The organism is Brucella intermedia LMG 3301 (assembly GCF_000182645.1).
In the GTDB taxonomy this organism is placed as follows: domain Bacteria; phylum Pseudomonadota; class Alphaproteobacteria; order Rhizobiales; family Rhizobiaceae; genus Brucella; species Brucella intermedia.
In genome coordinates this window covers 1278705-1298814 of sequence record NZ_ACQA01000001.1, presented here as the reverse complement: position 1 = coordinate 1298814, position 20110 = coordinate 1278705, and the positions used below count along the sequence as shown (strand labels likewise).

The following is a 20110-nucleotide window of genomic DNA, read 5'->3' as shown; positions in this document are numbered from 1 at the left end:
CTGATAACCAAAGGCCGATAATAACTTTCACAGAAGTCCATCTGGACATCGATTCAAACATTTGGAAGTTGGCTTGTCGGGATTGTTCATCACATTCGAGGGCGGCGAAGGAGCGGGCAAATCAACGCAAATTGCGTTGCTGGCCAAGCACCTGCGTGCAAGCGGCTTCGATCCGGTCATCACACGAGAACCTGGCGGTTCTCCTGGTGCGGAAGCAATTCGTCACGTCATATTGAGCGGCAATGCGGAGAAATACGGTCCGGCGATGGAGGCGCTGCTGTTTGCCGCTGCAAGAGCAGACCATGTGGACCAGCTTATCCGCCCGGCATTGGACGAGGGACGTGTGGTTCTGTGCGACCGCTTCATCGATTCCAGCCGCGCTTATCAGGGGGTTACCGGCAATCTCGACAGCACCTATATGTCGGCAGTGGAACGTATTGCTATCGACGGTATCATGCCAGATATGACGATCATTCTCGATATTCCAGCGGAAAAGGGATTGTCACGTGCCGGAAAACGGCGCGGCAGCGAAACTGCGGACCGGTTCGAGAAGGAAGATATCGCAGTGCACGAGGCACGGCGGCAGGCCTTCCTCGCAATCGCGGAAGCAGAGCCTCGGCGCTGCAAGGTAATCGGCGCCGATCGCCCGCAAGACGCGATCGCGAGCGAGATCGCAAGAGAGATCGATAGTGTTCTAAAGGAAAGGGGGCTGTTGTGATCGAGGAACTCGACGTCCCTAAAGCTCACGATTCGATTGAGGGTGTGCCTGAGCCATCCGCGAGCGATTATGTTTCCGGACACCGCGAGATCAGTGATTTTCTGGCTCAAGCCTATCGTGAGGGGCGCATGCATCACGCGCTGCTCTTTGAAGGTGCGCAGGGCATCGGCAAGGCAACGCTCGCCTTTCACCTCGCAGGCCATATGCTGGCGCATGGCAACAATGGACAGGCGCCAGAACATATTACCGCTCCGGATTTTGCAAGACCGCTCTGGCGTCAGATTGCGGGCGGCATGCATCCGGCTGTCCTGCATATCAACCGTCCGTTCGATCAGAAGACCGGAAAGTTCAAAACCGGCATCCCCGTGGAGGAAATTCGCCGTGTCACGCATTTTCTGACCAGAACGGCATCGGACCACGCCTGGCGCATCGTTATTGTCGATCCAGCCGACGATATGAACCGCAATGCCGCCAACGCTTTGTTGAAAACGCTGGAAGAGCCTCCCGCACGGGCGCTCTTTATCCTCATTTCCCACTCGTCTGGACGCTTGCTCCCGACAATCCGGTCGCGCTGCCAGAGCATTGGTTTCAAGCCGCTTGACGATAAGGCGCTTACGGACGCCTTGTCTCATGTCGGTCCTGGTGTCGGAATGGAGGCTGGTAGGGTAACGCAAACGCTGCTCCAGCGATCGGAAGGCAGTGTGCGCAAGGCACTTTTGCTGGTGGCAAATGGCGGTATCGAAATCTCCGACACGGTCGACACCCTTCTTGAAGGACAGAATTTCGATCTGCCGAAAGCACAGGCGCTTGGCGGCATATTGAATGGCCGTGAGTCGGAAGTTCAGTATGAGCTGTTTCGCGACCACCTGCTGGGGCGGGTTGCAATGGAAGCTCGGCGTCGCGCCGAGGCCGGGCAACTGCATGATGCAGACCGCTGGTCGCGATTCTGGAGCGATCTGTCACGCGAAACCGTGGATGCCGAAACCTACAATCTCGACCGTCGGCAAGCTGTGGTAATCCTTCTGGAAAAAACTCATCGCGCTTTTCGTTCCGGTCTGCCTCCACTTGCGTGACATGGCCGCTGACATGCGTTATGTCACCGCTGACGAATTTTCTTCCGCGTGTGCCTTGTTTTGTTCAGAGTGCGCGCTTCCAAACATCGAAAGACCGGGTCCATAATGAGCCGCGAAAAATATTACATCACCACCGCGATTGCTTATCCCAACGGAAAGCCACACATCGGTCACGCGTATGAACTGATCGCGACCGATGCGATGGCACGTTTTCAGCGACTGAACGGCAAGGATGTTTTCTTTCTGACCGGTACGGACGAACACGGCATCAAGATGCTGCAGAGCGCGCGCAAGGAAGGCATCACGCCGCGCGAGCTTGCCGACCGCAATACGGCTGCGTTCCGGCAGATGGCAGACGTGCTGAACAGCTCCAATGACGATTATATTCGCACTTCGGAAGAGCGCCACTACAAGGCCAGCCAGGCTATCTGGAAAGCAATGGCTGATAATGGCGATATCTACAAGGGTGGATATGCCGGTTGGTATTCGGTGCGTGACGAGGCCTATTACGGTGAAGAGGAAACAGAAGTTCGCGAGGACGGCGTTCGTTACGGCCCGCAGGGGACGCCTGTCGAGTGGGTTGAGGAGGAAAGCTATTTCTTCCGTCTCTCATCCTATCAGGACAGGCTGCTCGATCTTTACGAGCAAAACCCCGGCTTCATCATGCCTGCGGAACGTCGCAATGAGATCGTGAGCTTCGTCAAGTCCGGGCTGAAGGACCTGTCGATTTCCCGCACGACCTTCGATTGGGGCATTCCGGTGCCGGGTGACGAAAAGCATGTCATGTATGTCTGGGTCGACGCCCTGACAAACTACATCACGGCCCTCGGCTATCCGGACACTACGGACGGTAAATGGGGCTATTGGCCTGCCGATGCGCACATCATCGGCAAGGACATCTCTCGCTTCCATGCTGTCTATTGGCCCGCATTCCTGATGTCGGCTGGTATTCCGTTGCCGAAGCGGGTTTTTGCACATGGCTTCCTGTTCAATCGCGGCGAGAAAATGTCGAAGTCGCTCGGTAACGTGATCGATCCGTTCGGTCTCGTTGAGCGCTATGGGCTCGATCAGTTGCGCTACTTCCTGATGCGCGAAGTACCGTTTGGTCAGGACGGCAGCTACAGCCATGACGCTATTGTCAATCGCACCAATGCCGACCTGGCGAATGATCTCGGCAATCTTGCCCAGCGCTCGCTGTCGATGATCGCCAAGAATTGCGAAGGCAAAGTCCCGGTTCCAGGTGAATTCTCGGAAGCTGATAAAGCTATTCTGGATCAGGCCGAGGCAGCGCTGGATACCGCGCGCAAGGCAATGGACGATCAGGCGCTGCATCTGGCGCTCGGTGGGATCTTCGCTGTCGTTGCCGAAGCAAACCGCTATTTTGCGGGGCAGGAGCCCTGGGCATTGCGCAAGACCGATCCGGCGCGTATGGGAACCGTCCTTTATGTGACCGCGGAAGTGATCCGTCGTGTCGGCATCATGGTACAGCCGTTCATTCCGCAGTCGGCTGAAAAGCTCCTAGACATATTGGCAATTCCTGCCGACAAGCGTCAGTTCTCTGACGTTACGGCAAGCCAACTTGTCGGCGGTACCGATCTGCCAGCTCCGCAGCCGGTATTCCCGCGTTATGTGGAAACAGAAGAGTAGAACTGAGTTCGATGATGCTTGTCGATAGCCATTGTCATCTCGACTTTGCCGATTTCGAGCCGGAGCGCGATGCCGTTGTGCAGCGCGCGCTCGATGCCGGGATCAAGCGCATGGTGACGATTTCCACGCGGGTCAGGAAATTCGATACGATCCGTGCCGTCGCGGAAGCCTATGAGTCCGTCTATTGTTCCGTCGGTACCCATCCGAACAATGCGCATGAAGAACTGGACATTACGGCTGACGATCTCGTGCGCCTTGCGGAACATCCGAAGGTTGTCGCCATAGGCGAAGCAGGTCTCGATTATCACTACGACTACGCTCCGCCGGCAGCGCAGCGTCAAGGTTTTCTCGTTCACATCGAAGCCGCACGTCGGACCCAGTTGCCACTTGTTATACATGCACGCAGTGCAGACGACGATATGGCTGAAATCCTTGAGCAGGAGACGGAGAAGGGTACTTTTCCGTTCATTCTCCATTGTTTTTCTTCCGGACGAGCGCTGGCTGAAAAAGGGATTGAACTGGGCGGCTATATTTCCTTTTCCGGCATTTTGACATTCAAGAACTCGCCGGAAATCCGAGAAATAGCATCCATCGTTCCGCGTGATCGCCTGCTGGTGGAAACAGATGCGCCGTTCCTTGCCCCGTTGCCGCATCGCGGCAAGCGCAATGAGCCGTCTTTCGTTCAACATACGGCCGCCGTGTTGGCCGAAACGATTGGCGTGAGCAATGACGAGGTTGCGCGTATCACGAGTGATAACGTGTTCAGGCTGTTTTCCAAGATGCCTCGGCCCTCAGAGGAAAAATGAGCGTGAATTTTCCCCGAAACTGCCTGCGCTTTACGCTTCTGGGGTGCGGCTCTTCTCCCGGCGTCCCACGTATCAATGGCGATTGGGGCAGTTGCGATCCCCAGAACCCAAAGAACAGGCGTCGTCGTGCATCGCTTCTGGTTGAGCGGTTTGACATTGACGGCAAGAGCACAACGGTTGTGATCGATACGGGCCCGGATTTCCGCGCCCAGATGATCGATGCGGGCGCACACAGCCTCGATGCGGCTGTCTACACCCACCCGCATGCGGACCATATTCATGGAATCGACGATCTTCGCACCTACGTCGTCGAAAATCGTCGTCTGATGGATGTTTATGCCAATCGGCTGACGCGTAATCGGCTCTTCGAGGCCTTCGGCTATTGTTTTGAGACACCTGCCGGATCGAGCTATCCGCCGATCCTCAGCATGCACGATATTGCCCCCGAAACCCCGTTTTCAATATCGGGGGCCGGCGGTGCAATTCGTTTTGAGCCATTCAGCCAGATGCACGGCGATATCGAGTCGCTCGGATTTCGCATTGGTTCGGTGGTCTATTGCACCGATGTGAGCGCGTTTCCCGAGCAAAGCCTCAACTATTTGGGCGGAGCCGATGTCCTTATAATCGATGCATTGCAATACCGCCCGCATCCGAGCCATTTCTCACTCAGCGAGGCGCTCGAATGGATTGAGAAGCTGGCGCCCAAGCGCGCCGTTCTCACGCATATGCATGTTCCGCTCGATTATGAAACCGTCTTGCGTGAGACACCGGACAATGTGGAGCCCGGATATGATGGACTCCGCTTCGAGGTGCCGCTTTAAATTCAGGCGTGTTGGTAAAAAGCAAAAGCCCGCGATGAGATCACCGCGGGCTTTTCGCTTGCAACATGTCTGATTTTAGCCAACTGCGCCTTTGGTCGGGAAAGGCATGACGTTGCTACCTTCGATGACTTTGGTAGCCTTGTCTTCAAGCTTGAGACCACCAGCGCGCAGAAGGTCGGTGAAGCGACCGCCGCGTGCGGCAAGCTCATCGAAGCTGCCGCTTTCAACCAGATGTCCCTTGTCCATGAACAGGACCAGATCGGCCGAGCGAACCGTCGAAAGACGGTGCGCGATGATGAAGGTCGTACGGTCATGGCTCAGATCGTCCACCGCCTGTTTCACCTTCTCTTCGGTTTCGACGTCAAGCGCACTGGTGGCTTCGTCAAGAACGAGGATGGGCGAATCCTTCAGGATAGCACGCGCAATCGCGAGACGCTGGCGTTCGCCGCCTGAAAGCTGCGAGCCACGTTCGCCGACAACGGTATCGTAGCCATCGCTCTTGGCCAGAATGAAGTCGTGGGCGGCAGCAGCGCGAGCGGCAGCGTGCACTTCTTCAGATGTGGCGTCTTCACGCCCAACGCGGATATTCTCTTCCACAGAGCGATTGAACAGTCCGGCGTCCTGAAAGACCGTCGCAATAGCATGACGCAGGGAGCGACGGCTGACGGTACGCGTATCGGTTCCATCGATGGTGATGCGACCGGCTGCCGGATCGAAGACCCGTTGCAGCAGATTGATGAGCGTGGTCTTGCCCGCGCCGGTCGGGCCGACAATAGCCACCGTCTGCCCCGGCTTTATCTCGAAAGACACGTCATAGACGCCCTGACCGGAGTTCGGAAACTCGAAGGTAACGTTGTCGAAAACGATGTCGCCCTTGACGTCGGCGAGGTCCGAAACGTCCTGCGGTTCCTGACGGTCAGCAGTCGCATCTTCCATCTGGAAGAATTCTTCAAGCTTGGCGCGTGCGGTTACGGTCTGATTGATGAAGGCGCTGATCTGATCGAGACGGCCGATCATCAGCTGCGCAAAACCGATAAAGGCGATCACGTCGCCGACGCGCATCTGACCCTTGGTGACGAAGTAGGCGCCCAGGACGAGGACAACCACCATCGAGAAGGTCGAGGCCATCCGGTTCAGGCCGCTGGCAAGTGCCCACCAGTTGAGAACCGGAAACTGCGCCTTCTCGAGATTCTTGGCATAATTGCGCAGGGATTGCGTTTCCGACGCGATACGGTTGTAGCTCTGCACGACCGAGACGTTGCTGATCGTATCGCTGACATGCTCGAAAAGCTTGTGGTGGTGCTTTTCGACAGCTGTCTGGCCGTCCTTGGTCTTGCGCATGACCAACTGCCCGATCATCACATAGATGACGCCGAGCACGATAAGCACCAGCGACATGCGCATATCCATGTTCATCGCGACAGGAATAAGCGTCGCCAGAGCAACGATTGTCGTCAGATGCTGGCGCATGAATTCGAGCCAGAGGGTGAAAAGCGAGTCCGTTGCGCGGATCAGCGTATGGAGCGCGTTGGACGTGCCGCGCTTCTGGTGCCACGAAAGCGGCATCGTGATGAGACGTTCATAGGAATCGATCATCACGCCCAGACGGCGGCGGTGTGCGAGACGGTCTGCGCCACGGGCCACAAAGACGGCGGCAACAATGTTGAAGCCGCCGAGTGCAGCCCACATCGCCAAGGGCGAGAAAATGTCACCCTTGTCGGAGATAGCCTGAATGACCCGGCCGAACAGAATTGGTTCGGCAAGTGTGACCAGGGCAACCAGGACGCTGGCCACGCACATGGTTATCGTTGCAGCCTTCTCAACCGCAAGATATTCCATGGCTCGCCAGTAGATTTTGAGCAATGACACTTTCGCACTCCCGCTCGTGTATTCACGGGCTAAATGGTATAGCCCGCTTGTTCTATCAATATCAGATGGCGACAAGAAGTGGCGATTGGGTGTCAAGACCGACCATAAATTAAAAACGTATGTAACCGAGCGTGAAGTTTATGTGTGGAAGTCAAACTCTTTGGAGAAAGAGAACTGGTTTCCTTCAAAGCAGCCAATTTCGGTTTTCGGGAATTCCGCCTAGCAATCCGCGAAACTCGCGTCTATTGAGATGACTAAATGACCGGCGGGCTAGTACGCGCCGTATTAGGAAGAGTTGATCGGGTTTCTCCATGGCAGTCGTTGAACAGAAGATTGTGGATACAGGCGAGGCGGGCATGCGGCTCGACCGCTGGTTCAAGGTCCATTATCCAGGCCTGGGTTTCGGTCACCTGCAAAAACTTCTGCGGTCCGGCCAGATCCGTATCGACGGCTCCCGGGCAAAGGCGGATACACGTGTTCAAGCCGGGCAGACTGTTCGCATTCCGCCGCTCGGCGTCGATGAAAAAGCCACTGGACCGGTTACGGCGCGAACAATCCGCAGCCAGCAGGACGGTGATGTGCTTTCGCAGATGCTTCTGTACGAAGACCCGAAAGTGTATGTTTTCAACAAGCCGGCAGGTCTCGCTGTGCAGGGCGGGTCCGGCGTAACGCGACATATCGACGGTATGCTGGAGGCGTGGCGCAACAAAAAGGGCGAAAAGCCGCGTCTTGTGCACCGCATCGACCGTGACACGTCGGGTGTGCTGGTCGTGGCGCGCACCCGCGGCGCGGCACAAGCGTTAACCGCCGCTTTTCGCGAGCGCGATACCAAGAAGACCTATTGGGCCTTGGTAAAAGGTGTTCCACGCAAGCGCGAGGACAAAATTTCCACGTGGCTGGTCAAGGATCAGACGCCCGACGGTGACAAGATGCGTGTCTGCCAGCATGGCGAACCGGACTCTGATCATGCGGTCTCTTATTATCGCATCATTGAGAAGGCAGGGAACAACCTGACCTGGCTCGAGATGGAACCCTATACCGGCAGAACCCATCAGTTGCGCGTTCATGCCGCTTATATCGGTCATCCAATTATCGGTGATCCAAAATATTTTGAAGCTGACCAGAATTGGGAGTTTCCGGGCGGGATTCAGAAACGGCTGCATCTTCATGCACGCCGCATTCGCATTCCGAACCCGTCGGGCGGCATCATCGATGTGACGGCTCCTTTGCCGCCACACATGGTGCAGTCGTGGAATCTGCTCGGCTTTGACGAGGAAAGCGCGGAAGATTAAAAATGTCAGGCGAAGCGGGGGGATCGTCCGAAGGACGAGTTTCGTTCGATGGGCTGGCCATCATGCTGGTCGTGTTCATCATGTTCAGTTGGGGGCTTAATCAGGTTGCCATCAAGATCGGCAATCAAGGTTTTAACCCTATGCTCATGGCGGCGGGACGTTCTGCGCTCGGCGGCATGTGTGTCTTTGTCTGGTGTTGTTGGCGCCGTATCCCGCTTTTCAGGCGTGATGGCACGCTTGCGGCGGGAATAACCGCCGGATTGTTGTTCGGCACCGAGTTCGTCCTGATTTTTCTGGCGATGGAGCTGACAAGCGTGGGACGTGTAACGCTCATGATGAATGTCATGCCGTTCTGGGTCGCGATCGGCAGTCATTTCCTTTTGGGCGAACGCATGTCTGTTCGTGCGTTCATCGGCATGTGTATCGCCTTTCTGGGCGTGTTTCTGGTCTTTTCCGATCATGTCAGCAGGCCGGGACCGCATGCAATATATGGCGATATGCTAGCGCTGGTGTCTGGTGTGTTGTGGGGTTTAACCACGCTGGTCATCAAGCGGACCCGGCTGGCCTTTACAGCGCCGGAGAAGACACTTCTTTACCAGTTGGTGATTGCGACGCTGGTGCCGTTGCCGTTCATTTCGTTGAGTGGCCCGTTGCTTCGCAGCCCAGATGTCTGGTCCATATCAGCGTTTCTGTTTCAGGCGGTATTCGTTGTGGCATTTACCTATCCGCTCTGGTTCTGGATGGTACGCCGATACCCCGTGTCGAAACTTTCAAATTTTGCCTTTCTCACGCCTGCTTTCGGCGTGTTATTGAGCGGCCTCATCCTGAACGAGCCATTGAGCTGGAAAATATTTGCGGCTCTCGCGTTGATCGGTTGCGGACTGATGATTATCAACAAGCCGGCAAAGGTATCCAACGCCCGATGAAACTTGTACTCTTCGATTGCGACGGAACGCTCGTCGACAGCGGCGACTTCATTCACAGATGCATGGCAACCAGTTTTGCCGATGCTGGTCTGGAACCTCCTGCAATCGAGGAAACGCATTCGATCATCGGCCTGTCGTTGCATCTTGCCATTGCGAAGCTGTTGAATCGGGAACCGGACGAGCAGGTCCACTGGCTGACCCAACGTTACAAGGAAAACTTTGTGATGTTGCGACAGGCGCCGGATTTCGCAGAGCCGCTCTATGAGGGAATCCTTCCGCTCCTGGGCGAGCTTGGGGCGAGGGATGACCTTCTGCTCGGTATCGTAACCGGCAAGTCCCAGCGCGGCGTCCGCTCTGTTTTCGAACGTCACGGTATAGGGCACCATTTCGTGGTCACACGTACCGCCGATGACTGCCCGTCGAAGCCGCATCCGGCTATGGTGCTTGAATCCTGTGCTGAAATGGGAATAGAACCCAATCGAACGATTGTTATCGGCGATGCTGTTTATGATATGCAGATGGCACGCTCGGCGGGCGCTGTGGCCGCAGGCGTCTCGTGGGGTTATCATCACCGGCAGGGACTGATCGAAGCTGGCGCTCATCATATTCTGGAAGTGCCATCCGAACTCCATGCATTGCTGCAGACTATGGACGAACAGGTCCTCTAGTTGTTCAGACGTTCTGCCAAGTCAGCGATACAGAACTGGATAAATCTATGCGTGATATTCTGAGTGATCTTGAAGCGGGAAAGCAGCTTTCCGACGAGAACCCCATCGTGCGTGCGCAAAAGCAGATGCTGGCGCAGCTGCCCAAACGATTCTACGAGAAAGCAGAAGTAGCCGAAGTTGAAGGCGGTTTTGCAGTCCATCTGGACGGTCGTCCGGTCAAGACGCCAGCGCGTAGCCTGCTGAGGTTGCCGACGAAGGCAGCTGCCGTGATCGTGGCGGACGAATTTGCTGCTCAGGAAAAGGTCATCGATCCCGGAAAAATGCCAGCAACGCGTTTGGTCAATACGGCAATCGACGGAATTGCGCAGGACCCGCAGGCGGTTTTCGAGGATATTCTACGTTTTGCGGGTACAGATATGCTTTGCTATCGCGCCGACAGTCCGCAGGAACTCGTTTCTCGGCAGACGCAGCAATGGGACCCGCTGATCGATTGGATGGAAGGGCTTGGCGCACGGTTTTCGCTCGCCGAAGGTGTAATGCATATTGAGCAGCCGCGTGAAGCCATAGCAGCCTTTGGTGTGCATCTGTCTGCTTTCAAGGATCCAATCGCACTGGCGTCTCTGCATACGATGACGACACTGACGGGGTCAGCGATTATTGCACTGGCTATAGCAAAAGGCGAAGTAACCGCGGAACAAGGCTGGCAGCTGGCCCATATCGATGAGGATTGGACCATCGAACATTGGGGAGCCGATGCGGAAGCAGTGGAGCGCCGCAGGAACCGTGAAATCGAAATGATGATGGCTGCCCGCGTGCTCGCAGCACTTTAAATAATATGTCTATTGCATTGGTCTAACAAAGAAACCCCGGCGTTGCCGGGGTTTCTTTTTTGGGGGGCCTAGGTAGAAGGCAAAAAACGCGCGGACTACCTGAACCGGCGTCCGCGCATTTTTTTAAACCGAGTAATACATGTCGTACTCGACCGGGTGCGGCGTCGTTTCATAACGCATCACTTCGGCCATCTTGAGTTCGATGAAGCTGTCAATCTGATCGTCGTCGAACACACCGCCGGCCTTGAGGAATTCACGATCCTTGTCGAGCGACTGCAGGGCTTCGCGCAGCGAACCGCAGACGGTTGGAATCTTCTTCAGTTCCTTGGCGGGCAGATCGTAAAGATCCTTGTCCATGGCCTGTCCCGGATGAATCTTGTTCTTGATGCCGTCAAGACCAGCCATCAGCAGGGCAGCAAAGCACAGATAAGGGTTGGCAGCCGGGTCAGGGAAGCGAACTTCCAGACGCTTGGACTTCGGTGAGTTGCCGAACGGAATACGGCAGGAGGCCGAACGGTTGCGAGCCGAATAGGCAAGCAGAACCGGAGCTTCATAACCCGGAACCAGGCGCTTGTAGGAGTTGGTTGACGGATTGGTGAATGCATTCACGGCCTTTGCGTGCTTGATGACGCCGCCGATGAAATAGAGGCAGTTTTCCGACAGGCCGGCATATTCATTGCCAGCAAAGGTCGGCTTGCCTTCTTTCCAGATCGAGAAGTGGACATGCATGCCCGAGCCGTTGTCACCGAAGATAGGCTTCGGCATGAAGGTCGCCGTCTTGCCATAAGCATTGGCAACCTGATGCACGACATACTTGTAGATCTGCATCTTGTCTGCATTGCGCACGAGCGTGTCGAATTTGACGCCGAGTTCGTGCTGGGCAGAAGCCACTTCATGGTGATGCTTTTCGACAGTCACACCCATTTCGGTGAGAACGGTCAGCATTTCCGAGCGCATGTCCTGCGCGCTGTCGATTGGCGGAACCGGGAAATAGCCGCCCTTAACACGCGGACGGTGGCCGAGGTTGCCTGTTTCATAATCGGTGTCGTCATTCGACGGAAGTTCGGTCGAATCGAGCTTGAAACCAGTATTGTACGGGTCGGCCTTGTATTTCACGTCATCGAAGACAAAGAATTCAGCTTCCGGACCGACATAGACCGTATCGCCGATACCGAGCGACTTCATGTAGGCTTCGGCTTTCTTCGCGGTCGTGCGGGGATCGCGGCCATAGGCTTCGCCCGAAACGGGGTCGAGAATGTCGCAAAGGATGACGAGTGTAGACTGAGCGAAGAACGGATCGATATGGGCGGTCGTCGGATCCGGCATCAAAACCATGTCGGATTCGTTGATTGCCTTCCAGCCAGCGATGGAAGAGCCGTCGAACATCACGCCGTCGACAAACATGTCTTCGTCGACGAGGCCGATATCCATCGTAACGTGCTGCAGCTTACCCTTCGGATCGGTGAAGCGAAGGTCGACAAACTTGATGTCGTTGTCTTTGATTTGTTTCAGAATATCGTTGGCAGTCGTCATATTAATTCCCTGTTTGCACGACGATGGATTGTACGCAGGTATTGTCAGATGGCATCCACGCCGGATTCACCGGTACGGATACGGATAACTTCTTCGATGTTGGAGACGAAAATCTTGCCATCGCCGATGCGTCCCGTCTGGGCAGCCTTGCGGATGGCTTCAATAGCGCTGTCCACGGTTTCGTCTGCGACGATGACTTCAACTTTCACCTTGGGAAGAAAGTCGACGACGTATTCGGCGCCGCGGTAAAGCTCGGTATGACCCTTCTGTCGCCCGAAGCCCTTGGCTTCGATGACAGTGATCCCCTGCAAGCCGACTTCCTGAAGGGCTTCCTTCACTTCATCCAGCTTGAAGGGCTTTATGATGGCTTCGATCTTTTTCATCAGAGAATGGTCTCCGCTCTTCTTCGGAAATGAGCATTGTGCCCGCTTCACCCATAGAGAAGCATGAACTGTGCCAGTTTGAATGGGGTGTGAAAATTCTCTTCCATTTCCTTCATCTGGAGGGAGATTGGCACTAATCGTGATGCTAGTGCAAGCGCCACTCAGGCGACGCGCAAGAAAAGAGGTTCTATCAACGCGGCTTTCTGGCTAAAAAATAGTCACTTCGCCTCAAAAGAAGGCAAGCTTGCATAAAGCCCGCTGCCGCGTATTTAATCACGCCAATCACCCATGTTCAAAAGGTACGCGATGTACGAGTTGCTGACCCCGCACGAAATGGCAGAAGCGGATCGCCAGACGATAAAGGCTGGTATCAAGGATGGCTTTTCGCTAATGTTAGCGGCAGGACGCGCCGTCGCGGAGGTTGCTCAGGGAATGTTCGCCCGCACTTCGCCAGTCGCAGTTCTATGCGGACCCGGCAATAATGGCGGTGACGGTTATGTCGCGGCGCAATTTCTGCTGGAAGCCGGTCTGGAGGTCATGTGTTTTGCATCGGCTCCTCCGCAAAAAGGTTCGGATGCCATGCGCGCATCGCTTTTTTACAAGGGGCCTGTCTCGAATCTGGGTGAGTTTTCAGCCGTTAGTTTTGGGGGCGTGATCGATGCTTTATTCGGTGCAGGCTCGCCCGCGATATTCAAGGGGCCGAAGCCGTTGCGATTGATGCGCTGAACAGTTCGGACGTACCGGTGGTGGCTGTTGATTTGCCTAGCGGCATATCGGGTGAGACCGGAGAAGTCCTGGGAACAGCGATCCGGGCGCGCGCCACAGTTACTTTCTTTCGAAAGAAGCCCGGCCATCTGCTGCAGCCGGGAAGGGCGCATTGCGGGGTGCTTCACGTCGCGGATATCGGCATTCCCGATCATATACTTGCAGCCATCGAGCCCCACACTTTTGAAAATGCTCCCGAGCTTTGGGAAGGTGCCCTTCCTGTGCTGGGCGTTGAAACTTATAAATATAGTCGCGGCCACGCAGCCGTGTTTTCGGGTGGCCCTCATTCGACTGGCGCTGCGCGTCTTTCGGCTCTCGCCGCAGCACGCATTGGGGCAGGGGCGGTTACGCTTTTATCTCCGCCCGATGCGATGGCGATTAATGCTGCCAATCTGACCAGCATCATGGTTCGCGAAACCCGCAGCTTGAAGGATGTTCGACAGTTTTTTGCCGAGCGCAAGGTTGGAGCGGCGGTCCTCGGTCCGGGCTACGGGAATCCTGCATTTGCGCGTGAGCACGCACTATTTCTCGCCGATGGCGGACTAGAGGGATACCACGGACTGGTCCTCGATGCTGACGGAATCACGGCCTTTGAGCAGAACCCAAACGAGCTTTTCGATCGCCGGCAGGATGCCCGGTCTGCACTTGTGCTGACGCCACATGAAGGTGAGTTTCGACGGCTTTTTCCCGATATTGCAAAGGCTGCGGTCTCGAAGATTGAAAAGGCGCGTGAGGCGGCAAGGCGCGCCAACGCTGTCATTGTATATAAGGGGCCTGATAGCGTGATTGCGGAACCGGGCGGGGTGGCCGTGGTCAACGCCAATGGAACTCCTTTGCTTGCAACGGCAGGATCAGGCGATGTTCTGACCGGAATTGTTTGCGGCCTGCTTGCGCAGGGCATGCCCGCATTCGCGGGAGCCTGTGCTGCTGTGTGGATACATGCCGACGCAGCCCGCCGTTTCGGTCATGGGCTTATCGCCGAAGATTTGCCCGCTCAACTGCCAGCCGTCCTGTCGGCGCTGGCCCGAGCCTCCCGAAATTAGCGGCGGGACGAGCGACTGTTTCCGGTGCCGACATCGACGCTAATGCTGCCCGAAATCGACACGTCGGTGTTACCGACACGAAAATTTCTCCAGTTGCCGCTTTGTGCCTGATCCGGTTCAGGAGCGGGCGGTGGAGCGGCCACGATTGGTTTTTGCGGTTGCACGCCGGGCAAACCCGGAGATCCATCATTCGCAGACGCCGTTGATAATGCGGCTAAGAAAATCGCGCCCGATACTAGAATCCGCAGCGTAGACATTTTCTGCTTCCCGTTACACTGGATCGGTTACGGCAGCGATAAGTTCGCCCGCCATTTCGAGAGTGAACTCGTCAAAATGCGAGATGACGCGGCTAGGACCATAATGATGCACGGGCAGATCAGTATATCCGAAATCGACCGCAACAACTGGGATGCCAGCCGCTTTCGCAGTGTCGATGTCGGTGCGGCTGTCGCCAACCATTATGGCTCGTTCGCGATTGCCACCTGCACGTGCGATGGTGTCAGTAAGGTGACGCGGATCGGGTTTACGATAAGCGAATGTATCTGCCCCGCAGATCGCTGCAAATCGCGTGGCTTCGCCCATCGAAGTCAGGAGTTTTACCGACAGGGCCTCGAATTTGTTCGTGCAGACCGCCAGTTCGTAACCGCTCGCGGAGAAGCGGTCCATTGCGTCCAGTACGCCTGGGAAGAAAGTGGAATGCCCCGGCATATTATTCGCATAATGTTCCCGGAACTCTTCTACGAGGTTATCGAGTTGCGCGTCGTCAGCCTGTTTCTGCTGCGCGGCGAATGCGCGTTCGATCATGACGCGTCCGCCTTGTCCCACGAATTTGCGCAACGATTCACGGTCGGCTGTTTTCAGTCCGGATATCGCCAGGCAGTGATTGAGGCTATCGAGAAGGTCTGGTGCTGTATCGACGATGGTTCCGTCGAGATCGAAAACGATGATGGGCTTGGGATTAGCAGCAGACATTAGCTTCTCGTATGTGAAAATAGGGAATAGAGAACTCCTATCTGATTGTCGTCCCCGGCTCAACCTCGCGATCAGATTTGCTTAAAATCCGAAATTCTGCGTCATAGTTCGAATAGAAGCTTTGTTGCGCCGCGCCCGCATGCTAGAGGCGAACCGGATGACAATGAGAATCCGCTGGGATTTCGGGGAACTTGGTATGGATGAAGCTCGCAAGTTAAAAATTGCAGCCGCCGCAGAAGCACTCACACACGTCAAGGACGGAATGCGTCTGGGAATCGGTACCGGTTCAACTGCCGAGGAGTTTGTGCGACTGCTTGCTGAAAAGGTAAGTGGCGGCTTCAAGATCATTGGCGTACCCACTTCCGAACGTACCGCCAAGCTTTGTGAGGAACTCGGAGTTCCGCTTACAACGCTTGACGAAACGCCCCATCTCGATCTCACGGTTGACGGTGCGGACGAAGTCGATACCAATCTCTCGCTCATCAAGGGCGGAGGTGGGGCGCTTCTTCGTGAAAAGATCGTTGCTGCTGCCTCTGATGCAATGATCGTCATTGCCGACAGCTCCAAGGTGGTCGAGACGCTCGGACGTTTTCCTCTGCCAGTGGAAGTCAACCGCTTCGGTCTTGGCGCGACCTTCCGCGCTATCGAGGAAGCAGCTGCAAAGTGTGGCCTTGCAGGCCCGCTGGCACTGCGTTTAAAAGATGGCTCACCCTTCGTAACAGATGGTGGGCATTATATCGTGGATGCATCTTTTGGCCGCATTCCCGATCCAAAGACACTATCTGACGCTCTCTTCGCAATTCCAGGCGTTGTCGAGCACGGACTTTTCATCGGACTCGCGCGTGCGGCAGTGATTGCCGGCAACGACGGCATCCGCACCATGAACCGGTCTTGAACTGATTGAACGGAGTACTGACTTATGATCCCGGCAACTGGCTTTCGCCGTCTGATTGCACCGTTTTCCGCGCTCGTACTGATGTCGGGCATTCACGCAGCATCGGCACAGGAAATCTCTGAAGCCCATCTGGAAGCTGCCCGCGCTGCTATTTCTGCCATTAATGCCACCGAGCAGTTCGACGAAATTCTTCCGAATGCGGCGCGCTCCCTGAAGGGCGAGCTGATTCAGAAGGATCCGAATCTGGAAGCCCTCATCACCAAGACAGTTGATGACAAGGCTTTGGCTCTTGCTTCCCGCCGCGCAGATCTCGAAACCGAATCCGCTCGCGCTTACGCGAAGGCTTTTTCGGAAGACGAACTGAAGGCTATCGCAGCATTCTATACGTCGTCTGCTGGCAAGAAGCTTTTGTCGGAAGGCCCGATTGTAACACGTGAAGTCGTCAAGGCCGCCAATATCTGGCAGAACGGCATCGCCCGGGATCTGGCAACCAGCGTGGCAGAAGTTCTGGCCGCACAGGCCGGCGCTGCTGCCGCTCCGGCACAGCCTGCACAGCAGTAAATTTAGCGGTAACACGGAATTTGAAAGCCCGGTCACTTGGCCGGGCTTTTTCTTTTGCCTACATATCGGCCAACCTAATGTTTTTTGGAGAATCCCATGTCCGGCTTCGATTATGATCTTTTTGTTATCGGCGGCGGGTCCGGAGGGGTCCGGGCTGCCCGTCTTGCCGGAGCGATGGGTAAGAAAGTCGCCCTTGCTGAAGAGTATCGCATGGGCGGAACTTGCGTTATCCGTGGGTGTGTCCCGAAGAAGCTCTTTGTCTATGCCTCGCAGTTCCCAGAACATTTCGAAGATGCTGTTGGCTACGGCTGGAATGTTGGTGCATTGGCATTCGATTGGAAAAAGCTGATCGATGCCAAGGACAAGGAGATTGCACGGCTAGAGGGGCTCTACACCAAGGGGCTCCAGAATTCTGAGGTCGAGATTTTCGCCAGCCGGGCTGAATTGATCGATGAGCATACCGTCGAACTGAAGGCGGAGGGACGCCGCATAACGGCCGACCAGATATTGATTGCGACGGGCGGTCACCCGACGATGCCGGAAACCATGCCGGGCCATGAATATTGCATCAGTTCCAATGAAGCGTTCCATCTCGCCGAGCTGCCGAAGGCGATCGCCATCGCAGGTGGCGGTTATATCGCTGTTGAGTTCGCGAACATATTCCATGGTCTTGGCGTCGAGACCACGCTCGTCTATCGCGGCAAGGAAATTCTTTCCCGTTTCGATCCCGACTTGCGCCATCTCTTGCACGAAACCATGGAAGAAAAGGGCATCCGTATCATTTGCGAAGCGGTTTTCGAGAAAATCGAGAAGCAGTCCGACGGCAACCTGAAGATTTCGCTGAATAATGGCGACACGTTGGAAGTCGGTCAGGCAATGATGGCTATTGGGCGCAAAGCCAACACGACTGGTCTCGGTCTGGAGAGGGCCGGCGTAAAGACGGATGAGCTGGGCGCCATTCTTGTGGATGATTATTCACGCACCAATATCGCGAATATATGGGCAGTGGGCGACGTCACGAACCGTGTTCAGCTGACGCCCGTGGCAATCCATGAAGCAATGTGCTTTCTCGAGACAGCCTTCAAGAACAATCCGACGAAGCCGGATCATGAACTGATCGCGACGGCCGTCTTCTCGCAGCCGGAAATCGGTACTGTCGGCTTGCCGGAAGATGAGGCTGCGAAGAAGTATCCGGAGCTTGAAGTCTACAGAGCACTGTTCCGTCCGATGAAGAACACCCTTTCCGGTCGAAACGAGAAAATGCTGATGAAGCTCATCGTGGATGCAGCAAGCCGCCGTGTGATCGGCGCCCATATCATGGGGCCGGATGCTGGTGAAATGGCCCAGCTTCTGGGCATTTCGCTCAAGGCTGGCGCGACCAAGGATGACTTCGATCGCACGATGGCGGTTCATCCGACTGCGGCCGAAGAACTGGTCACCATGTACAAGCCGACCTATCGGGTTGTGAATGGTGAGAAAGTCGCCGGATAAATCTTTCGCGGCCGGTTTCTTCGGTTAACGAATATTGCTGGCATAAAGTTTCAGCGTGCATTATATCAGCGCGATCACGCACGCCGGTTTTCCGGGATATGCTGTCATCTTTGTCAGATGGGGCTGTCCGTTAAGGGATTCCGGCTTTCGTGCAAGGAGGATATAATCCGAGAGAAATCGAGCGGATAGAAGCAAACAGGTGCTCAAATGACGAAGAACTGGACCCCGCATTCCTGGAGAAGCAAACCGATCAAGCAAGTGCCGTTTTATCCGGACGCACAGGCTCTGAACGACGTTGAGGCCCGTCTTCGCACCTATCCGCCGCTGGTTTTTGCAGGTGAAGCGCGCAAGCTCAAGCAGCAGTTGGCCGAGGTTGCGGAAGGTAAGGCATTTCTGCTTCAGGGCGGTGATTGCGCCGAAAGTTTTGCGGAACACGGCGCAGACAATATCCGCGACTTTTTCCGTGTGTTCCTTCAGATGGCCGTCGTGCTTACATTTGGCGCATCGAAGCCTGTTGTGAAGGTTGGCCGTATCGCCGGTCAGTTCGCCAAGCCGCGTTCGTCCGACATGGAAACGCTGAATGGCGTAGAACTGCCATCTTACCGTGGTGACATCATCAACGGGATCGAATTTGATTCAGCTTCGCGCACACCCGATCCTCAGCGCCAGGACATGGCATACCGTCAGTCGGCGGCGACGCTCAATCTGCTGCGCGCTTTCGCTCAGGGCGGCTACGCAAATCTGGAGAACGTCCACCAGTGGATGCTCGGCTTCGTCGGCAAAAGCCCACAGGCAGAACGCTATGCAGCTTTGGCTCAGCGTATTTCCGAAACCATGAACTTCATGCGTGCAATCGGGATAACGGCTGACAGCAATCATTCGTTGCGCGAAACCGATTTCTACACCAGCCATGAAGCGCTGCTTCTTGGATATGAGGAAGCGCTGACCCGTGTCGACTCGACCTCTGGCGATTGGTATGGCACGTCCGGTCACATGATCTGGATCGGCGACCGCACCCGCCAGGCCGATCACGCGCATATTGAATACTGCCGCGGCATCAAGAATCCGCTCGGTCTCAAATGCGGCCCGTCTTTGCAGCCGGATGATCTCATCCGCCTGATCGATCTTCTGAATCCCGAAAATGAAGCAGGTCGTCTGACGCTGATTGCGCGCTTTGGCTACGATAAGGTCGGCGATCATCTGCCGCAGCTTATTCGTGCTGTCGAGAAGGAAGGCCGTAAGGTCGTATGGTCATGCGACCCCATGCACGGCAACACAATCACTGCTGGCGGCTACAAGACCCGTCCGTTCGACCGTATCCTCAAGGAAGTGGAATCTTTCTTCGCGATACATCGTGCCGAAGGCACGCATCCGGGCGGCATCCATGTCGAAATGACCGGTAAGAACGTAACGGAATGCACAGGCGGCGCACGTGCGATCTCGGCCGAGGATCTGCATGATCGCTACCATACGCATTGCGACCCACGTTTGAACGCCGATCAGGCGCTGGAACTGGCGTTTCTGCTGGCTGAACTCCTCAAGAAGGAGCGCGATGCTGGAAGTGCCCAACTGGCGGAAATCGCCTGATCCTGCAAAGATAGTGCGTTTTGATGTTGAGCATCAAAACGCACATCCATTATTATCTTCTAAATACTGTTTAAATTACTTACTCATGCATTCATTGTATTTTTGATCTATACATTGTGCATGTATGGGGCTTTTCTCAAACGGTTTGCACTGTATGGTGGCGTATTTCATGCAGGATTGTGATTTGCTCTCGCCGAATTGCTGCCCTTCATTGGAGTAGCTTTTTTCGA

Annotated in this window: 18 protein-coding genes and 1 pseudogene; 14 read left to right on the top strand and 5 right to left on the bottom strand. The window is 55.5% G+C overall.

Features of this window, described 5'->3' with window-relative positions; translation table 11 throughout:
- Positions 1-73 precede the first annotated feature (73 nt).
- The 5 genes from tmk to OINT_RS06120 all read left to right on the top strand — a co-directional run bounded on the left by tmk (position 74) and on the right by OINT_RS06120 (position 5065).
- A complete protein-coding gene (gene tmk, locus OINT_RS06140) occupies positions 74-718 on the top strand; it encodes a dTMP kinase (RefSeq protein WP_006470523.1) in 645 nt (214 codons plus the stop codon).
- Positions 715-1791, top strand: coding sequence for a DNA polymerase III subunit delta' (locus OINT_RS06135; protein ID WP_006466901.1), 1077 nt, complete (start codon positions 715-717; stop codon positions 1789-1791). The genes tmk and OINT_RS06135 overlap by 4 nt, the downstream gene beginning before the upstream one ends.
- Before the next feature lie 105 nt (positions 1792-1896).
- The gene (gene metG / locus OINT_RS06130) at positions 1897-3438 is read left to right on the top strand and encodes a methionine--tRNA ligase (protein ID WP_006470522.1); all 1542 of its coding nucleotides are present in this window, start codon (positions 1897-1899) and stop codon (positions 3436-3438) included.
- A 14-nt stretch (positions 3439-3452) separates the two neighbouring features.
- The gene (locus OINT_RS06125; RefSeq protein WP_006470521.1) at positions 3453-4244 is read left to right on the top strand and encodes a TatD family hydrolase; all 792 of its coding nucleotides are present in this window, start codon (positions 3453-3455) and stop codon (positions 4242-4244) included.
- A 2-nt stretch (positions 4245-4246) separates the two neighbouring features.
- A complete protein-coding gene (locus tag OINT_RS06120; RefSeq protein ID WP_085979552.1) occupies positions 4247-5065 on the top strand; it encodes an MBL fold metallo-hydrolase in 819 nt (272 codons plus the stop codon).
- Positions 5066-5140: 75 nt separating this feature from the next.
- Here the strand turns inward: OINT_RS06120 and OINT_RS06115 are convergent, their stop codons facing one another.
- The gene (locus OINT_RS06115) at positions 5141-6934 is read right to left on the bottom strand and encodes a glucan ABC transporter ATP-binding protein/ permease (RefSeq protein ID WP_006470519.1); all 1794 of its coding nucleotides are present in this window, start codon (positions 6932-6934) and stop codon (positions 5141-5143) included.
- Between the two features lie 311 nt (positions 6935-7245).
- On the opposite strand from OINT_RS06115, the gene OINT_RS06110 reads away from it, so the two are divergent.
- Genes OINT_RS06110 through OINT_RS06095 form a run of 4 tightly spaced genes read left to right on the top strand, consistent with a single transcriptional unit; the run spans position 7246 to position 10650 of the window.
- On the top strand, positions 7246-8226 hold the full coding sequence (locus tag OINT_RS06110) for an RluA family pseudouridine synthase (RefSeq protein ID WP_006466895.1): 981 nt from the start codon (positions 7246-7248) through the stop codon (positions 8224-8226).
- 2 nt (positions 8227-8228) lie between these two features.
- The gene (locus OINT_RS06105; RefSeq protein ID WP_006466894.1) at positions 8229-9152 is read left to right on the top strand and encodes a DMT family transporter; all 924 of its coding nucleotides are present in this window, start codon (positions 8229-8231) and stop codon (positions 9150-9152) included.
- Positions 9149-9820, top strand: a complete 672-nt coding sequence (locus OINT_RS06100; protein WP_006470518.1) for an HAD-IA family hydrolase — start codon at positions 9149-9151, stop codon at positions 9818-9820. The genes OINT_RS06105 and OINT_RS06100 overlap by 4 nt, the downstream gene beginning before the upstream one ends.
- Positions 9821-9867: 47 nt before the next feature.
- Positions 9868-10650, top strand: coding sequence for an ATP12 family chaperone protein (locus tag OINT_RS06095; protein WP_006466892.1), 783 nt, complete (start codon positions 9868-9870; stop codon positions 10648-10650).
- Positions 10651-10773: 123 nt separating this feature from the next.
- Here the strand turns inward: OINT_RS06095 and glnA are convergent, their stop codons facing one another.
- Both glnA and OINT_RS06085 read right to left on the bottom strand, forming a co-directional pair.
- Entirely contained in the window at positions 10774-12183 is a 1410-nt protein-coding gene (gene glnA, locus OINT_RS06090) for a type I glutamate--ammonia ligase (protein ID WP_006466891.1), read from the bottom strand.
- 44 nt (positions 12184-12227) lie between these two features.
- Positions 12228-12566, bottom strand: coding sequence for a P-II family nitrogen regulator (locus tag OINT_RS06085; RefSeq protein ID WP_002964122.1), 339 nt, complete (start codon positions 12564-12566; stop codon positions 12228-12230).
- 306 nt (positions 12567-12872) lie between these two features.
- On the opposite strand from OINT_RS06085, the pseudogene OINT_RS06080 reads away from it, so the two are divergent.
- Positions 12873-14374: pseudogene (locus OINT_RS06080) on the top strand (NAD(P)H-hydrate dehydratase).
- Here OINT_RS06080 and OINT_RS24065 read toward each other — a convergent pair.
- Positions 14371-14631: a hypothetical protein gene (locus tag OINT_RS24065; RefSeq protein ID WP_100229456.1), complete on the bottom strand. Its 261-nt coding sequence runs from the start codon at positions 14629-14631 to the stop codon at positions 14371-14373. The pseudogene OINT_RS06080 and the gene OINT_RS24065 overlap by 4 nt on opposite strands.
- A gap of 13 nt (positions 14632-14644) precedes the next feature.
- On the bottom strand, positions 14645-15346 hold the full coding sequence (locus OINT_RS06075; RefSeq protein ID WP_022570567.1) for an HAD family hydrolase: 702 nt from the start codon (positions 15344-15346) through the stop codon (positions 14645-14647).
- 196 nt (positions 15347-15542) lie between these two features.
- Here OINT_RS06075 and rpiA point away from each other — a divergent pair, with 196 nt between their 5' ends.
- The 4 genes from rpiA to OINT_RS06055 all read left to right on the top strand — a co-directional run bounded on the left by rpiA (position 15543) and on the right by OINT_RS06055 (position 19880).
- Positions 15543-16241 (top strand): ribose-5-phosphate isomerase RpiA, encoded by a 699-nt coding sequence (gene rpiA / locus OINT_RS06070; protein WP_006470515.1) that lies wholly within the window; start codon positions 15543-15545, stop codon positions 16239-16241.
- Between the two features lie 24 nt (positions 16242-16265).
- On the top strand, positions 16266-16802 hold the full coding sequence (locus OINT_RS06065; protein WP_006466887.1) for a DUF2059 domain-containing protein: 537 nt from the start codon (positions 16266-16268) through the stop codon (positions 16800-16802).
- Between the two features lie 96 nt (positions 16803-16898).
- Entirely contained in the window at positions 16899-18293 is a 1395-nt protein-coding gene (gene gor / locus OINT_RS06060) for a glutathione-disulfide reductase (RefSeq protein ID WP_006466886.1), read from the top strand.
- A gap of 207 nt (positions 18294-18500) precedes the next feature.
- Positions 18501-19880, top strand: coding sequence for a class II 3-deoxy-7-phosphoheptulonate synthase (locus OINT_RS06055; protein ID WP_006466885.1), 1380 nt, complete (start codon positions 18501-18503; stop codon positions 19878-19880).
- Positions 19881-20110 lie beyond the last annotated feature (230 nt).

What these genes read in the sequence shown, in the direction of transcription:
- OINT_RS06085 (WP_002964122.1), bottom strand. Translation starts at nt 12,566, where the DNA reads ATGAAAAAGATCGAAGCCATCATAAAGCCCTTCAAGCTGGATGAAGTG.
- rpiA (WP_006470515.1), top strand. Translation starts at nt 15,543, where the DNA reads ATGGATGAAGCTCGCAAGTTAAAAATTGCAGCCGCCGCAGAAGCACTC.
- OINT_RS06110 (WP_006466895.1), top strand. Translation starts at nt 7,246, where the DNA reads ATGGCAGTCGTTGAACAGAAGATTGTGGATACAGGCGAGGCGGGCATG.
- OINT_RS06125 (WP_006470521.1), top strand. Translation starts at nt 3,453, where the DNA reads ATGCTTGTCGATAGCCATTGTCATCTCGACTTTGCCGATTTCGAGCCG.
- OINT_RS06075 (WP_022570567.1), bottom strand. Translation starts at nt 15,346, where the DNA reads ATGTCTGCTGCTAATCCCAAGCCCATCATCGTTTTCGATCTCGACGGA.
- OINT_RS06105 (WP_006466894.1), top strand. Translation starts at nt 8,229, where the DNA reads ATGTCAGGCGAAGCGGGGGGATCGTCCGAAGGACGAGTTTCGTTCGAT.
- OINT_RS24065 (WP_100229456.1), bottom strand. Translation starts at nt 14,631, where the DNA reads ATGTCTACGCTGCGGATTCTAGTATCGGGCGCGATTTTCTTAGCCGCA.
- OINT_RS06065 (WP_006466887.1), top strand. Translation starts at nt 16,266, where the DNA reads ATGATCCCGGCAACTGGCTTTCGCCGTCTGATTGCACCGTTTTCCGCG.
- glnA (WP_006466891.1), bottom strand. Translation starts at nt 12,183, where the DNA reads ATGACGACTGCCAACGATATTCTGAAACAAATCAAAGACAACGACATC.
- OINT_RS06095 (WP_006466892.1), top strand. Translation starts at nt 9,868, where the DNA reads ATGCGTGATATTCTGAGTGATCTTGAAGCGGGAAAGCAGCTTTCCGAC.
- gor (WP_006466886.1), top strand. Translation starts at nt 16,899, where the DNA reads ATGTCCGGCTTCGATTATGATCTTTTTGTTATCGGCGGCGGGTCCGGA.
- metG (WP_006470522.1), top strand. Translation starts at nt 1,897, where the DNA reads ATGAGCCGCGAAAAATATTACATCACCACCGCGATTGCTTATCCCAAC.
- OINT_RS06055 (WP_006466885.1), top strand. Translation starts at nt 18,501, where the DNA reads ATGACGAAGAACTGGACCCCGCATTCCTGGAGAAGCAAACCGATCAAG.
- OINT_RS06100 (WP_006470518.1), top strand. Translation starts at nt 9,149, where the DNA reads ATGAAACTTGTACTCTTCGATTGCGACGGAACGCTCGTCGACAGCGGC.